Source organism: Natrinema versiforme (assembly GCF_005576615.1).
Taxonomy (GTDB): Archaea; Halobacteriota; Halobacteria; order Halobacteriales; family Natrialbaceae; genus Natrinema; species Natrinema versiforme_A.
Genome location: NZ_CP040330.1, coordinates 1 through 14,255, shown reverse-complemented (window position 1 = coordinate 14,255; position 14,255 = coordinate 1). Strand labels below are relative to the sequence as shown.

The 14,255-nt window shown below is 63.1% G+C and carries 14 protein-coding genes; 9 read left to right on the top strand and 5 right to left on the bottom strand.

From position 1 onward, the window contains the following. Positions 1-9: 9 nt before the first annotated feature. The 6 genes from FEJ81_RS00080 to FEJ81_RS00055 all read left to right on the top strand — a co-directional run bounded on the left by FEJ81_RS00080 (position 10) and on the right by FEJ81_RS00055 (position 2,612). Positions 10-552, top strand: a complete 543-nt coding sequence (locus FEJ81_RS00080; RefSeq protein WP_138243345.1) for a redoxin domain-containing protein — start codon at positions 10-12, stop codon at positions 550-552. Between the two features lie 3 nt (positions 553-555). After that, positions 556-990: a GNAT family N-acetyltransferase gene (locus FEJ81_RS00075; protein ID WP_138243344.1), complete on the top strand. Its 435-nt coding sequence runs from the start codon at positions 556-558 to the stop codon at positions 988-990. 57 nt (positions 991-1,047) lie between these two features. After that, entirely contained in the window at positions 1,048-1,410 is a 363-nt protein-coding gene (locus FEJ81_RS00070) for a hypothetical protein (RefSeq protein ID WP_138243343.1), read from the top strand. Between the two features lie 244 nt (positions 1,411-1,654). After that, on the top strand, positions 1,655-2,065 hold the full coding sequence (locus FEJ81_RS00065) for a hypothetical protein (RefSeq protein WP_138243342.1): 411 nt from the start codon (positions 1,655-1,657) through the stop codon (positions 2,063-2,065). 11 nt (positions 2,066-2,076) lie between these two features. Beyond that, positions 2,077-2,346, top strand: coding sequence for a hypothetical protein (locus tag FEJ81_RS00060; protein ID WP_138243341.1), 270 nt, complete (start codon positions 2,077-2,079; stop codon positions 2,344-2,346). Positions 2,347-2,402: 56 nt separating this feature from the next. Further along, complete coding sequence (locus tag FEJ81_RS00055) at positions 2,403-2,612, top strand: hypothetical protein (protein WP_138243340.1); 210 nt, start codon at positions 2,403-2,405, stop codon at positions 2,610-2,612. Positions 2,613-2,765: 153 nt separating this feature from the next. Here the strand turns inward: FEJ81_RS00055 and FEJ81_RS00050 are convergent, their stop codons facing one another. The 3 genes from FEJ81_RS00050 to FEJ81_RS00040 form a co-directional block, all read right to left on the bottom strand. Beyond that, entirely contained in the window at positions 2,766-4,112 is a 1,347-nt protein-coding gene (locus FEJ81_RS00050; RefSeq protein ID WP_138243339.1) for a tryptophanase, read from the bottom strand. A gap of 131 nt (positions 4,113-4,243) precedes the next feature. Beyond that, positions 4,244-4,966, bottom strand: a complete 723-nt coding sequence (locus FEJ81_RS00045; protein ID WP_138243338.1) for a prolipoprotein diacylglyceryl transferase — start codon at positions 4,964-4,966, stop codon at positions 4,244-4,246. A 153-nt stretch (positions 4,967-5,119) separates the two neighbouring features. Further along, positions 5,120-6,298 carry an aspartate kinase gene (locus FEJ81_RS00040; protein WP_138243337.1) on the bottom strand — a complete coding sequence of 393 codons (1,179 nt, stop codon included), beginning with the start codon at positions 6,296-6,298 and terminating at the stop codon, positions 5,120-5,122. A gap of 216 nt (positions 6,299-6,514) precedes the next feature. Between FEJ81_RS00040 and FEJ81_RS00035 the strand changes: the two genes are divergently transcribed. Continuing rightward, positions 6,515-6,952: a hypothetical protein gene (locus tag FEJ81_RS00035; protein ID WP_138243336.1), complete on the top strand. Its 438-nt coding sequence runs from the start codon at positions 6,515-6,517 to the stop codon at positions 6,950-6,952. Between the two features lie 151 nt (positions 6,953-7,103). Here the strand turns inward: FEJ81_RS00035 and FEJ81_RS00030 are convergent, their stop codons facing one another. Next, a complete protein-coding gene (locus tag FEJ81_RS00030; RefSeq protein ID WP_138243335.1) occupies positions 7,104-8,705 on the bottom strand; it encodes a DNA-directed DNA polymerase II small subunit in 1,602 nt (533 codons plus the stop codon). A 137-nt stretch (positions 8,706-8,842) separates the two neighbouring features. Here FEJ81_RS00030 and FEJ81_RS00025 point away from each other — a divergent pair, with 137 nt between their 5' ends. Both FEJ81_RS00025 and FEJ81_RS00020 read left to right on the top strand, forming a co-directional pair. Further along, positions 8,843-9,748, top strand: a complete 906-nt coding sequence (locus tag FEJ81_RS00025; RefSeq protein WP_138243334.1) for a S24/S26 family peptidase — start codon at positions 8,843-8,845, stop codon at positions 9,746-9,748. 87 nt (positions 9,749-9,835) lie between these two features. Further along, complete coding sequence (locus FEJ81_RS00020) at positions 9,836-10,831, top strand: S24/S26 family peptidase (RefSeq protein WP_138243333.1); 996 nt, start codon at positions 9,836-9,838, stop codon at positions 10,829-10,831. A 334-nt stretch (positions 10,832-11,165) separates the two neighbouring features. Here FEJ81_RS00020 and FEJ81_RS00015 read toward each other — a convergent pair whose 3' ends face one another. After that, positions 11,166-12,983, bottom strand: coding sequence for a Cdc6/Cdc18 family protein (locus tag FEJ81_RS00015; RefSeq protein WP_138243332.1), 1,818 nt, complete (start codon positions 12,981-12,983; stop codon positions 11,166-11,168). Positions 12,984-14,255: the final 1,272 nt, after the last annotated feature.

Below are 14,255 nucleotides of genomic sequence, written 5' to 3'. Positions count from 1 at the left end.
ACGCGGCGTATGGCCGAACCCGCCCTCGAGGTGACGCTGCCGAACGTCGGCTCGGGACCGGATCGACTGGCGCTCGCGGACCTGACGGCACCGGTCGAACCGGCGGACCCGACGACGGGCGACGAGCCGGACCCCGCCTACGACGCCGTCGTTCTGTTGCTCCACCGCGACCACCACGCGGGACAGTGTCGCCGGCAGGTCCGGGCCGTCGCCGACCGCTACGACGAGTTCCGCGAGCGGGGCTGTGCGGTCGTCTCGGTCGTTCCCGAACCGCGCGAGCGAGTCCGAGAGTGGCAAGAGCGGTACGACCTCCCCTATCCCATCTGTGCGGATCCGGACGCGACCCTCGGCGACGCCTTCGACCAGCCCGTTCGCCTCGGGTCGCTCGGTCGCCGCTTCGATCTCGTCGGCCGGATGCCGGCCGCGATCATCTTCGACGTCCGGGCCGCGGATCCCGACGAGCTGGCGGTCACCGCGGCCTACCGCGGCCGAACGATGCTCGACCGACCCGCGATCGACGCGTTGTTAGCCCACGCCGACCGACGCTCCTGACGAATGTTCGTCCGCACCGCCACCCCGGACGACGCCCTCGAGGTGCGGCGCATCCTCGACGCGGCCATGCTCGAGCCGGGAAACGTTGAGAGCCGAATCGCGGAGGGAAACGTTCTGGTCGCCGGCGACGAGCGCGGCGGGACGACCGACACGAACCGCGAACGGGTGCTCGGCACGGTCGTGCTCGAGTCCCTCGAGGAGGGCGAAGACGGCGACCGCGGTGCCCACGTCTCGGCGATCGGTGTTCGTCGCCGTCACCGCGGGCGCGGCATCGGCCGGGCGTTGATCGACCGCGCCATCGACCGAGAAGGGCGGCTGACGGCGCGGTTCGACGACGGCGTCCGCCCGTTCTACGAGCGGGTCGGCTTCGCGATCGAACCGATCGACGAGCAGCGACACCGCGGCATCAAGGGCAGTCCCGAGACCGAGTCCGACTAACGACCCGTCGCCTGCTGGCGGAGCTTTCTCCCGAGAGAACGTGGTAGCCACCGCCGCATGGCACTCAAAGGGTTACTCAGCGGCAATCCGTCGCGAAACGCCAAACTCTACCTCGGGATCGGTCTCGTCTCGCTGGTGAAGGCGGTCGCGGTCCGCAACGACCGAAACCGGTTCCGGCGGGAACTGACCGACGCCGCTATGTTCATCGGCGTCGGCCTCGCGTTGCGCCAGTACAGTCAGCTCAAAGCCGAGAAACGACAGGAGCTCGAATCGCAGGTCCCCGACTGGGCGATCGACATCGCGACCTCCGAACAGGCCCAGCAGGGCGTCCGGAGCCTTGCGAAACAGCGGATGGGGCGGCAGTCCGAACCGGAGCCGAGCCTGAAGGATCGGGCCCAGCGCGCGCTCTTGAGTCGCTGATCACGGGTCTGGGAGCGTCTCGAGCGGGCCTCGGATTCTTACTACGGATTAAAAATTGGGTCGAGTCGTTCGATAGCTACGTCTACGGATGAAACACGTACGGTCACTATCGCATATCATACCGGAATCAACTCATAACGGCATTCTCAAGGAATTAGAATAGTTGAGGGTGGGCACTGCTAGATTGAGGAGGCTTTTCTACAACGTTTCCGGTAGCACATGACATCACCAATGAGAGTATTCTATGTCAGAAAATACCGGGAAGATTGAATATAACTTCCCATTATTTACAGACGTGGCATCCAATAGAAATGGCCGATCGCGGAGGAGTATTATTCGTTCAACAGCAGGGATAGCCAGTTTGGGCGGTGTCTCCCTCTTTGCTTCCGGCACAGGAGCGGCGACATCTAGTGGTACTCGAGGAAAGTACGGCTATGTGATTACCGAAGACGGCGATCTCGCCTACAATGGCGATAAGTCCTACATGGCCGCAGCAGTCGAGGGCCTGAATAAGAAGCATGACAAAGGCGAGATAGAGTTCTCGATGGAGAACGGGACTGTGATGACGAAGCAACGACCACCAAGAGTGTCGCCACTCCGAACAGTGTTACTACCACCGGGTGCGAAGGAGATAACGACTACAAAACGAAATTGACCGGCTCTGAGATGGAGCATAGACTCTATGTGGATCACTGCAACTGTAACGACATTATCGATATGCTGACTGTCGGCGTTGAGGCAGGGGCGCTCGCGACGGTTATCAGTGGTTATGTTGGAAACCTCCCGGTGGTAGTTGCGAGTGCAACCGCAACGTTCCTCCTTCGGGTTGGGAAACAGCTAATCGACAACAATGATGAGGGAGAAGGCATCGTAATCATAGCGACATCTGGTATTCTGGGCGATGATCTGACCCCAAAAGGACTCGAACCGCAGTAATTCGAACAGCACACTCCACCACAAAATACTTCACTCTATCCATAGTAAAAAATATAATGACATTTGAAACAGGATACACGAAATACCCGAAGCTGTCCGTGTTCATGATCTTTTTCTCCATCTTTCTCATGGCCTCAGCCGTTCATTTCGTGGGCTGGGATGGAATCGTGGAGGTGGAAAGCTTTTGGGAAACGTCCATCTTCGTGACAGGGGCGATAAACGGCCTACTCGCTTTGATCGCTCTGATTTGGGTAGCGATCCGATAGTCGGGCCCCAATTTTCTGCATAGCGATTATAGAGGTGGATTACTCAGCGACGGGCAGAAATCGTTAGAACATAGAGATTTGGAATATACCCCATTTGGACTGAACAGGGCTTTACAGAAGATTCTCGATACCGAAGCCGTAGTACTGCTACTGTCAGGCCAAAACCGGCTCGAGGTCGGCCGTAAAGTGACGTAACTCGCGGTTTTCGGGTTCGGAGACGATCTCGAGTCCGTCGACCCCCTCGCGCTTCTCGAGGACGGCTGCGGCGGTCTCCGCGACGTGTTCGAAGTGTTCGGTGTGATACGTACGGCGCGGCACCGCGAGGCGGACCAGTTCCGGTCGGTCCGTATCGGGGAACGCGAAGCTCCCGAGTTCGACCCCGCGGACGCCGCCCTCTCGATACAGTTCGCAGACCAGCGCCTGCCCCGGGAACTCGTCGTCCGAGAGGTGGGGGAGCGCCGCGCCGGCGTCGAGGTAGACGGCGTGGCCGCCGGGCGGCGTGTAGATCGGCACGCCGGCGTCCTCGAGCAGCGCGGCGAACTCCCGGACGCCGTCGAGGCGGTCGGCCACGTACGCCTCCTCGACGGCCTCGCGGAGACCGACAGCCAGCGCGGCGACGTCTCGTCCGGACATCCCGCCGTAGGTGGGGAAGCCCTCGTAGAGGATCGCTCGCTGCTTGCACCGCTCGAACAGCGCCTCGTCGTCGGTCGCGACGAAGCCGCCCGCGTTGGCCAGTCCGTCCTTCTTGCCGCTCATGACGATGGCGTCGGCGTAGGAGAGCTGTTCGCGGGCGATTTCGTCGATATCGGCCCCGGCGAACTCCGCTTCGCGCCGCCGGACGAAGCCGGCGTTCTCGGCGAACCGGCAAGCGTCGATGACGAACGTCGCGTCGATCTCGTCGGCGAAGTCCCGTACGCGACGGGTGTTCTCGACGGAGACCGGTTGCCCCGCCGTCGAGTTGTTCGTGATCGTCGAAATCACCAGCGGCACGCGCTCGGTGCCTACCTCGTCGACGACCGACCGGGCGCGCTCGAGCGAGAGGTTTCCCTTGAACGGCGCGTCGGTTGCGAGGTCGTGAGCCCCCTCGGCCGGGCAGTCAACCGGGTCGGCCCCCTGATTCGCGACGTGGGCCCGCGTCGTGTCGAAGTGGGTGTTGTTGAGCGCGACATCGCCCTCCTCGAGGAGGGTGCCGTAGAGGACGTTCTCCGCGCCCCGTCCCTGATGGGTCGGCACGACCCGCTCGAATCCCATCACGTCCCGGACGGCCGACTCGAGTTCGTCGAAGCTCCGCGAGCCGGCGTAGGACTCGTCGCCGCGCATCAGCGCCGCCCACTGGGCGTCGCTCATCGCACCGGTACCGCTGTCGGTCAGGAGATCGACGAAGACGTCCTCGGCGTCGAGATTGAAGGCGTTGTACCCGGCTTCGGCGAGTGCTCGTTCGCGCTGGTCCCGCGAGGGGAGCCGGATTCGTTCGGCTACTTTCGTCTTGTACGCGACCATACCCACGCAACGCCGTCGCGCGTGTTCAGTCTAGCTGAGAGTTCGTGTTCATCGATGAGTCGAACCGTCCGTTTCGGACCGGATCGGATCATCGACGGGCGAACGTAGCGACGGCCCGTTGTGCGACCCCATCAGTTCCCGTCCGCGCCGGCGCGACCGAAGGCGTCGGTATCGATTCGCGTCGTCGTCGGGTCGGGACCGACGAGTTCCAGCTCGTCCGCCGTCGCGTGGGAAACGGTGAGCGACCGGTCGGACGCGGAATCGTCGCTCCGAGCAGTGTCTCGAGTGTCCGTCCCCGCGGCGCTTCGGGCCTCTGGCACCGGTTCGCCGTCGCCCTCGTCCGCAGCAGCCGGTTCTTCGGAACCGGTCGGCGCTTCGGCCTCGAGTATCACTCCGGACTCGAGCGGCGCTTCGGTCTCGTCGGCAGCGGCCGTCTCGTCGGACCCGACCACGCGCTCGGCGACCGCGTTGAGTTCAGCAGCCGTCGACTCGACGAGGCCCTCGTCCTCGCGGCCGGCGACGACAGCCGCCTCGAACTCCTCGAATTCGGACGGGGATGCTCCGTCGATCTGATCGGCCGGCGCGTCGGTCGAGTCGGTCGAGTCGGTCGAGCCGTCGGAGTCCCGGTCCTCGAGCTCGGCCGCTCGAGTCTCAGTGGCCTGGGCCTCGAGATCGGCGAACAGTTCGGCGGCCGTCGTGTCGTCGACATCGATCCGGTCGTCCGGGACCGTATCGTGTGCGCCGCCCTCGGCGGCGAGTTCGTCGGGCGATTCGACGCCGAACTCGGCCAGCACCGCGTCGGGATCGGGGTCGATCTCTTCGAACACGTCCGTGCCCGGCTGCTCTGTGCTCATAGGTGCGACTCCCATCCCGTTCCCCTTCGTTACGACCCCGTTACCGAGATTTCGAGCGGCTAATCAACGACTAAAACAGTGTTTCGATCGCGAGAACGTCGCCGCGAAATCGGCCGACGGGATCGGTTCCGGTCCCGACTCGAGGCGCGCTCCCTAGAACAGGTCCTGGGTCAACTCGAGGGTCTCCTCGCGGTCGTCCCAGTTGACGAAGAGGGCGACGCTGGTCGCGCTCGTGATGATGTCCTGCAGGTGGATGCGGGCCTCGGCGAGGGGGTTGACGATCTCGCTGATGATCCCCGGCTGGTTGGGAAGTTCGCCGCCGGTCACGCGGATGACGGCGATCGGCGAGTCGACGGTGACACTCGAGAGTTCGTCGCGTGCGATGACCTCGCGGTGGAGGATGTTCTCTGCGCGTTCGGCCTCCTCCTCGTCGATGTAGAACGTGATGGTGTCCATTCCGCTGGCGACGGCGTCGATGTTGACGTCGCTCTCGTCGAGCGCCTCCGAGAGGTGATGGAAGATACCGGGCTCGTTTCGGATCGCCCGACCGGCGACGGTCAGGCAGGCCAGCGGCCGCTCGCGCAGGTCGACGAGGTTCTTGAATTCGCCTTCGATACTCGTCCCGCCCGAGAGCAGGTCGCCGTGCTGGTAGTGGACGACGCGGACGTCCAAGTTGCCCTCCTTGTAGGAGAGCGCGGAGGGCGCGACGACCTCGGCCCCGCGGAAGGAGAGGTTCCGGAGTTCGTCGACCGAAATCTCGCCGACGTTCCGGGCCCCTTCGACGACGTGGGGGTCGCCGGTCATGACGCCCTCGACGTCGGTCACGATGACGACCTCGTCGGCGTCCATGTACTTGCCCATCATGACCGCCGTGGTATCGCTGCCGCCCCGTCCCAGCGTCGTGATCGAGCCGTCCGGCCCCTCCGCGAGGAAGCCGGTGATGACCGGAACCGTACCGTCGAGATCCGCCGCGACCTCCGCGGCGCGTTCTCGGGTTTCCTCGACGTTGACCTCGCCGTACTCGTCGGTGACCACGGGCCACCGATCGCTGCCGGGCTCGAGGAAGATCGCGTCGATGCCGCGGGCCGACAGCGCGGCCTTGAGCATGCGAACGGAGGTCCGCTCGCCCATGCTGACGATCTGGGCGCGGTCTGCCTCGTCGGTCTCGAAGGAAATCTCGTCGAGCAGTTCGTCGGTGGTCGACCCCATCGCGCTGGCGACGACGGCGATCTCGTGGCCGTCCTCGACGGCCGCGGCGATCGAATCCGCGGCGCGGTTGATCCGGTCCCCGCTACCGAGACTCGTCCCGCCGAACTTGGCTACGACGCGCATGCCGACACCTCACTGGCCGCGTGCGTTACGGTGGTATGACTCATACTCGGTCCGTTACCAGAGCGTGCAGATAACTGTGTCCCATCGTTCGCATTTTTATCCGCCCCCGCTCGAGCGCGGGGCCGCCCGACCGGGCCGACGATCGGTCCCGAACGATCGCTGTCGACGGTGATCCGCGACGGGATTTATGTTCGTGCGCCGCATTACCATACGTCGATGAACGTACGGGACGCACTCGAGGCCGATGCCGACGCGCTCGCGTCGATCGCCGACTCCCCGACGGACGTGATGCGGAATCTCGTCCACGACCGAACGGTGCGCGTCGCGGAGGACGGGAGCAACGATCCCAACGCGGACGTCTCGGGATCGCAGTACGACGGCTCCGATCCGGAGGACCTGCTCGGCTTCATCAGCTTCGACGCGCGCGAGGACACCGTCCACGTCACCCAACTCGACGGCACGGACGAGGCCTGCAAGCGGCTGCTGGCCGAACCCGTCCGATTCGCCGAACGCGAGTCGATGGCCGTCGAAGTGCTGGCGTCACAGGACGCCGACCCCATCGAGAACGCCGCCGAAGACCTCGGCTTCGACCGCCGCGGCCGAGGTCCGCGGTTCAACGGCTCGCCGACGACGCGGTTCCGACTCGAGCCATAGCGAGGAGAACAGCGTATTCGTACCGCGAGTGAGCGAAGCGAACGAGCGGGCCGACGACTGACCCGGAGCGTAGCGGAGGGGAAAGAGGAGTGCTTTTGATCGAAATTTTGCCGAGGGAGCGGCTTCGCCGCGACCGCAGAGCAAAATTTCGTTAGGAGAACTTCTGGACCGTCACGTCGAGCGTGTCCAGATCGACGATCGGTGCGAAGCCGGCGTCGGGATCGATGTTGACGCTCTTCTGGAAGTCGGTCTGAGCCTGCCAGCAGCCGGAGTTGATCGCGAGCACGTCGTGGTACTTGCCGAAGCCGAGTTTGTGGACGTGGCCCGTATGGAAGATGTCGGGCACCTCGTCGATGATCAGATAGTCTTTCTCCTCGGGTGCGAGCCGGGTGTGGCCCCCGAACTGGGGCGCGACGTGGCGCTTCTTGAGGAGGTGGTACATCGCCTTGTGCGGGTCGTCGTAGCTCGCTTTGTCCTCGGGCAGTTCCGCGATGACCTCGTCCAGCGAGACGCCGTGGTACATCAGTACGGAGACGCCCTCGACGGTCACCATCGACGGGTTGCTCACGATCTGGGGGTCGTGTGCGGACATGATCTCCCGGAGCTCCTCGTCGAAGCCGGGCTGGGGTTCGGCGAGACGGACCGCGTCGTGGTTCCCCGGGATCATGACGATCTCGATGTCGCCGGGGATCTTCTTCAGATGCTCGCTGAACGCCTCGTACTGCTCGTAGATGTCGACGATGTCGAGTTCGTCGTCCTGATCGGGATAGACGCCGACGCCCTCGACCATATCGCCGGCGAGCAGCAGGTACTCGACGTGTTCGGCCTCCGGCGTGTGCAACCAGTCGGCGAAGGCGTTCCACGCGTCGGCCATGAACTCCTGACTGCCGACGTGGACGTCGCTGATCAGCGCCGCCTGCACGTGACGGTCCGCCGTCGACGGCTCGTGGGTCCGCGGAACGTCCGGGAAGTGCATCGAGTCGACGAAGGCGATTCCCGAATCGTCCGCCAGCGTCCCCTCCATCGCCAACACCTCGTCACAGAGCAGTTCGTCGACCAGATCGACGTACTCCCGATCCTTCATCACCAGCCACGGGAAGGTCCCGGTCGCGTCCTCGAGTTCGACCAGCCAGTGGCCGCTGGCCGTCGAGCGGATGTCGTTGACCAACCCGACCATCGCGACCTCGCTGCCGCCCGGCATACTCTGAATTGCCGTCGCCGGTCGGTGATTGATCCGCCCGCGCAGTTTCGCTCCGAGTCGATCGAGGCGATCCCGAAAGACGGAGACGAAGTCGCTGTATTCGCCCGTTCCCGTGCTCTGGCCGGTCATATCGCCGACGATCTCGACCGACCGTTGGGCCGGATCGGCGGACCGATTCGCCGACGGGGACCCCTCCGTTTCAACTGGAGCGGGATCGGCCCGTTCGCCGCCGCTGGCCCCACCAGTTCCAGTCGAAGCGGAGGGGGTTGGGGAGGGGTCCGTGGAGGAGTGGTCCACAGGCGTGGGACCGTCTCCGACGGCGGCGGACTCGGAACTGGGTTCGGCCGAGCCGCCCGCGTCGTCCGTCGAGAGGGCCGCCTCCACGTGCTCGGTACGGACGACCAGCGCGTCGTTCGGGATGTCCTCGAGCACGCGCTCGAGGGCCGCGCCGGGGTCCGCCGCCGACGCGAGCCGGGTCACCGCCTCGCGTTCGGCGTTGTACCCGCGGCTCGTGAGTTCGCTGACGATCCGAGCGGGGGCCTCGAGTGGCACACACCTCGCATTCGCGAGGGAGGCAAAAAGGGTAGCGACTCGCCGTCTCAGGCGGGTGCCGCGTTCTCGCGAGCGACCCGCACGCGGCGACGAGTCTGCCGGAAGGTTGATAGCTCGGTCCGCGAAACCGACTACCGATGGACGGCCCCGACGGCGGCGAACGGAACGGCGAGCGGTCCGGAACTCGCGACGAACGCTCCGGATCGAAGCCGTTTCCGACGGAGTCTCCCGATCATCGCGATCCGAACGCCGCTGCCGACCGCCAACCGAAGCCGGGCACTCGAGCGCGAGCCGATCGCGACGAGACGGTCACGATCGAGGACGACGGGATCGTCCGCTGGCTGCTCGAGACTGACGACTGGACGGTCACCGTCGGTCGAGATATCGCGACGTGTCTCGCTATCGTGGCGGTCATCAGCCTCCTCCTGTTCGGCAGCAGCGGCGTCTGGCCGGCGTTCGTCGCCGTCGAGAGCGGGAGCATGGAACCGAATATCGCGCAGGGAGACCTCGTCTTTATTGCCGACGATGACCGGTTCGTCGGGGACGGTGCCGTCGCGGGAACCGGTATAGTCACGTTCCAGAGCGGGCAGGCGACCGATCACGAGAAATTCGCCACCAGCGGGGACGTGATCGTCTTCCTGCCGAACGGCGATCCGACCGAGACGCCGACGATCCACCGCGCCCACTTCTGGGTCGAGACGGGCGAAAACTGGATCGAGACCAAGGCCGATTCCAGTTTCACGAACGGTGCGACCTGCAACGAGATCGTCTCGTGTCCGGCACCGCACGACGGCTTCATCACGAAAGGCGACGCCAATCCCGGCTACGACCAACTGCCGCGGTCGGGCGCGGACACGACCGTCGTCAGCGCGGACTGGGTCACCGGGAAAGCAATGGCTCGAGTGCCGTGGATCGGCGGAATCACGCTCGCGGTCGGTTCGGTGCGGTCGCTGACCGGCGTCGGCTCGATCGCCGTCCTCGCCGGGGCGGGCGTCCTCGCACTCGTTCTGTTCGCGATGGCCGCCAGCGAGCGCGACCCGTAACGGTATCGGTGGCACGGAGTCGCCGCCGATCGGTACCGACTCGTTCGAACAGAAAGTTGATTGTCGGGCCCGGTAAAACGGGTGACGATGAGCGGTTCTAACTCCGGGGATCCCCCGGACGATTCCGGCGACAACGATCGCGAGCAACGGGATCGAAGCGCCGGCGCGTCACAGTCACCACCCGCGGCCGAGGAACCGTCACGGAACGGTCCCGAACGCGACCCCGCTTCCGTTTCCGATTCCGACGCCGATGCCGTAACGATCGAGGACGACGGTGTTCTCCGCTGGTTCCTCAAAACCGACGACGAGACCGTGATGATGGCTCGAGACGTGCTGAGCAGCGTCGCCATCGTCGCAGCCGTCGGTCTCCTCCTGTTCGCGGTCAGCGGCATCTGGCCGCCACTGGTCGCCGTCGAGAGCGGGAGCATGGAACCGAACATGCACACGGGCGACCTCATCTTCGTCGTCGACGATGACCGATTCGTCGGTGACAACCCCGCTGCCGGAACTGGCGTCGTCACGCTCGAGAACGGCCAGGAAAGCGGCTACGATAAGTTCAGCAACCCCGGAGACGTGATCGTCTATCAACCGAACGGCGATGCATCGGAGGTTCCGGTAATCCATCGCGCCCACTTCTGGGTCGAGGAGGACGAGCACTGGGTCGATACGAAGGCGAGCGAAGAAATCGTCGGCGACGCGACCTGTGCGGAAGTCACCACCTGTCCCGCCGATCACGCCGGTTTCGTCACGAAAGGTGACGCCAACGACGGCTACGATCAGTACGGGAACGGGATCAGCGACGTCGTCAAACCCGAGTGGGTCACCGGCAAAGCGATGTACCGCATTCCGTGGCTCGGCAACGTCCGCCTGACGTTCGATAAACTCCTCGGCGGGATGCTCGCTCCCACGTCGCCCTCGAGCCAGCCGCTACAGGACCCGGCATCGGCGACGATGACATCGACGCCGACGCCGAACGGTCCCGATGCTTCCGGCTCCGGCCTGCACGGTGAACTAGCCGGCGTCGTCGGCATCGCCAGTGTCGGAGCCGGTGCCACGGTCGCGATCGGCCGGTCCCGTCGCTGAGTCGGCCGCGTGGTCGCTTCGACTCGTCTCGTTCCGGTTCGCCGCTCTCTTTCTCTCTGAGCATCCTCGTACTCGCTCGTCGCCCGACTCGTTCTCCCGCGTCCATCTCAATGTGGCGAGTTGACTGAGTAGCCGACGACAGTCAACGACAGCGACAACGGCCTAGAGTAGGACGGTCTCGAGTGGAAGCAAGGGGGTTGCCGCGAACCACAGATTGAGTGTTCTCACCGGCCCGGACAGGCCGATAACAGTGAGCAGTCACGAAGGATAGGTGACGAGAGAGTGACACTGAACGGGACAGACAGTGGGCGACTGGCCGACGGGCGGCAGTTCGTCAGTTCTCGAACCGCGCCTGAACGAACGGCTGGATGTCGTCGATATCGCTCAGTCGGGAGTCGCTCAGTAAGACAGCCTCCGTCTCTTCGAGTGGAACGGAGAGACTGATTTCCTTAGTCCGGCCGTACCGCCCCTTCGAGACGACGACGGCGTTGACGATCCCGAGCATGTCGAGTTCGCTGATCAGATCCGTCACGCGCCGCTGGGTCAGGACGTCCGCGTCGATCTCCTCGCAGAGGCGCTTGTAGATGTTGAACACCTCGCCCGTGTTGATGCTGTGGACGCCGTTTTTCTCGAGGAGGATGATCGCGAAGAGGACGAGCTTGCTCTGGGTGGGCAGGGTGCGGACGACCTCGACGACGCGGTCGAGTTCGATCTTGTCCTGGGCCTGCCGGACGTGTTCCTCGATGATCGTTTCGGCCTGCGATCGCTCGGCCAGTTCGCCCGCGGTCCGAAGCAGATCCAGCGCGCGTCGCGCGTCGCCGTGTTCCTGCGCGGCGAAGGCCGCACACAGCGGGATCACGTCGTCGGAGAGTGCGTTGCCCTTGAACGCGACCTCCGATCGGTGTTTGAGGATATCCCGCAGCTGATTCGCGTCGTAGGGCGGGAAGACGATCTCTTCCTCGCCCAGCGAGGACTTGACCCGCGGATCGAGGAAGTCGGTGAACTTCAGATCGTTCGAGATGCCGATGATCGACACCCGCGAGTTCTCCAGTTCGGAGTTCATCCGCGAGAGGTTATAGAGCGTGTCGTCACCGCTTTTCTCGACGAGTTTGTCGATCTCGTCTAACATGATGACGACGACCCGCTCGTCGTAGTCGACGGCGTCGAAGAAGACGCTGTAGACCCGATCGGTCGGCCAGCCGGTCATCGGGACCTCCTCGAAGGAGTCCTTGTCGGCCTCGAGTTCGTCGATCCGGTCTTCGACCTCGGATCGGCTCCCGAACGGCGTCGACTCGAGTGGGTGATCCGGCGGGAGCGCGGCCGAATCGGTCATCGCCTCGTCGCGATCGGAAGCGTCGGTATCCGTCGGCACGGGGTTCTCCGCGGGCGATGTATCGGGCGGCTGTGATGGCTCGTCCGAAGACCCCCCTGCTTCGAGTGGAAGATCGCTCGACGTCGCGTCGATGTCGCTTATATTGTCTCCAGTCGAAATGTCGGTCTCCGACACCGTCTTCTCGGTCTCTGTTCGCGTCTCCTCGCTCGAGACGAAATCGAAGGGGTCCGATGCCGTTCCCTCGTCAGTTCGATCGGTCGAGTCGGCCGTGTCAGCACGCCGGCGTTCCGCATCGGCGTCGTACTCCTCGAGGGCCTCGAACAGCGACTCGAGGTCCGCGACTCGATCGTCGATACGCTCTTTGTTCTTCTCGATGAACTTGTTCGCGAGCTGTGCGAGCACGCGGTACTGGGTATCGGTGACCTCGCAGTTGATGTACTCGACGTCACACGGGACGCTGTACTTCTGGGAGGTGCTCTCGAGTTCCTTGCTGACGAACTTCGCACTGGCGGTCTTGCCGGTCCCCGTCTTCCCGTAGATGAGGATGTTCGACGGCGTTTCGCCCCGAAGCGCGGCGACGAGAATCGTCGCCATCTTGTTGATCTGGTCGCTCCGATGGGGGAGTTCGTGTGGCGTATAGGACGGGCGGAGAACCTCCTTGTTCTCGAAGATCGGTTCTCCGCTGAGAAGGTCGTCGAATAACCCCTGATTCGACTCTTCGTCGCCGAGATCCGCGTTCTCGAAATTCGACGAGAACCCGCTCGTTCCGTCGACCTCGACCTCGTCTGAGCCAGTGATCTCTGAGTTATCGTCTGACATCCGTCATTCAGCACCCCCTTATTTCGAGTGGAACGCCGGACCGGGGAGCAGGAATATTACGGTATGATGGCCTCCGTGGGATGATCCACGGTTCCAGATACCCGATTCGGGTCCAGTTGATGCAAACGAAACAGAGGAAAACCACGCTAATAAAGCCTTCCCTTCCCCCCTCGTTCCGATCGACCGAACTGTTTCGCCGCCACGTCTATCGGTCTCTGAAAGTCACGTCCGGTGTTCGATCGCAACGCTGCCGAACGATATCGTTTGAAGATAAATATATAATTGAACGTGCGTACGAGCGACACGAGGATGTTCTCGCTCGAGACGAAACGGGACCGGTCACGGTGAAGATCGGGATGCGTGTCACTCCGCTGCTGTTCTCGTCAACTCTCGGTCGTGGTGACGGCCGAAACGGTGTCCCATTGGGGATCGTTTCGAGTCGACGGGACTCAGTTACATAGGGTCTCTTCTCTCGAGCGAGTACAGCGACTGCTACTGTGTGCGAAGTTCGTATCAAGATTCGACCCGCTGGTTGACCGGTGGCTTCGACTCCCCCTCTGTTCAGGCGATCTGTGAGTCGACGGCGAGATGACTCATTCGGGAGGTATCGGATTCGAACTGTGTCTTTGTATAAGATATCAGTCAGGTTCATGCGATCAGACGGAAAACGATCTCGGAGATCGAATTAGAGTGTGTTCCACGCTAACGGTTAGCTCCCAAGGGTGGAAGCCCCCCACCCCTTTGTTTCGAGTGGAACGAGCCAAAGGGCGGGGGAGGGGGAGGACGGGCATTTAGGACGGGAAGCTTTATTTGGATAGGCTAGAAACAGTATCCGCAGAACTAGCAGACCAAATAATTCTACTAGAGTTGTTTTTGTTGTTGCTAGTTCCTGCTAGAATCGGTTCTCATTGTTCCATGTGTTACTAGACCAGCGTCAGGGTTACTAGAACCGTCTCTTTCAACCGATTCGCCCGTCTCATCCCCCTGAACGGCGGCTCGAGTCGAAAGGAGGGTGAGGAACCTCTCCAATCACTCCGAATCAATCCGTCCGACCAGCCACGCCCTCGACAGTCTCCAGTTGAAACGAAGGGGTGGGGGCTTCGAGATGGTCTCCGGAGTACTAGAATGATATTTATTCTCACTTCCCTTTCTCTGTTGCTGGCCGAGAAACTATCACAATGCGTACTCGTCTCGAGTGAGAGCGCCGGTATCGTTCTTCGGCAACGAGTATCCCGATTATCGAAATTCGACTCATCTTCGCAGCAACTATCT

Coding starts and splice junctions, on each gene's coding strand:
- FEJ81_RS00080 (WP_138243345.1), top strand. CDS start 10: ATGGCCGAACCCGCCCTCGAGGTGACGCTGCCGAACGTCGGCTCGGGA.
- FEJ81_RS00075 (WP_138243344.1), top strand. CDS start 556: ATGTTCGTCCGCACCGCCACCCCGGACGACGCCCTCGAGGTGCGGCGC.
- FEJ81_RS00070 (WP_138243343.1), top strand. CDS start 1,048: ATGGCACTCAAAGGGTTACTCAGCGGCAATCCGTCGCGAAACGCCAAA.
- FEJ81_RS00065 (WP_138243342.1), top strand. CDS start 1,655: ATGTCAGAAAATACCGGGAAGATTGAATATAACTTCCCATTATTTACA.
- FEJ81_RS00060 (WP_138243341.1), top strand. CDS start 2,077: ATGGAGCATAGACTCTATGTGGATCACTGCAACTGTAACGACATTATC.
- FEJ81_RS00055 (WP_138243340.1), top strand. CDS start 2,403: ATGACATTTGAAACAGGATACACGAAATACCCGAAGCTGTCCGTGTTC.
- FEJ81_RS00050 (WP_138243339.1), bottom strand. CDS start 4,112: ATGGTCGCGTACAAGACGAAAGTAGCCGAACGAATCCGGCTCCCCTCG.
- FEJ81_RS00045 (WP_138243338.1), bottom strand. CDS start 4,966: ATGAGCACAGAGCAGCCGGGCACGGACGTGTTCGAAGAGATCGACCCC.
- FEJ81_RS00040 (WP_138243337.1), bottom strand. CDS start 6,298: ATGCGCGTCGTAGCCAAGTTCGGCGGGACGAGTCTCGGTAGCGGGGAC.
- FEJ81_RS00035 (WP_138243336.1), top strand. CDS start 6,515: ATGAACGTACGGGACGCACTCGAGGCCGATGCCGACGCGCTCGCGTCG.
- FEJ81_RS00025 (WP_138243334.1), top strand. CDS start 8,843: ATGGACGGCCCCGACGGCGGCGAACGGAACGGCGAGCGGTCCGGAACT.
- FEJ81_RS00020 (WP_138243333.1), top strand. CDS start 9,836: ATGAGCGGTTCTAACTCCGGGGATCCCCCGGACGATTCCGGCGACAAC.
- FEJ81_RS00015 (WP_138243332.1), bottom strand. CDS start 12,983: ATGTCAGACGATAACTCAGAGATCACTGGCTCAGACGAGGTCGAGGTC.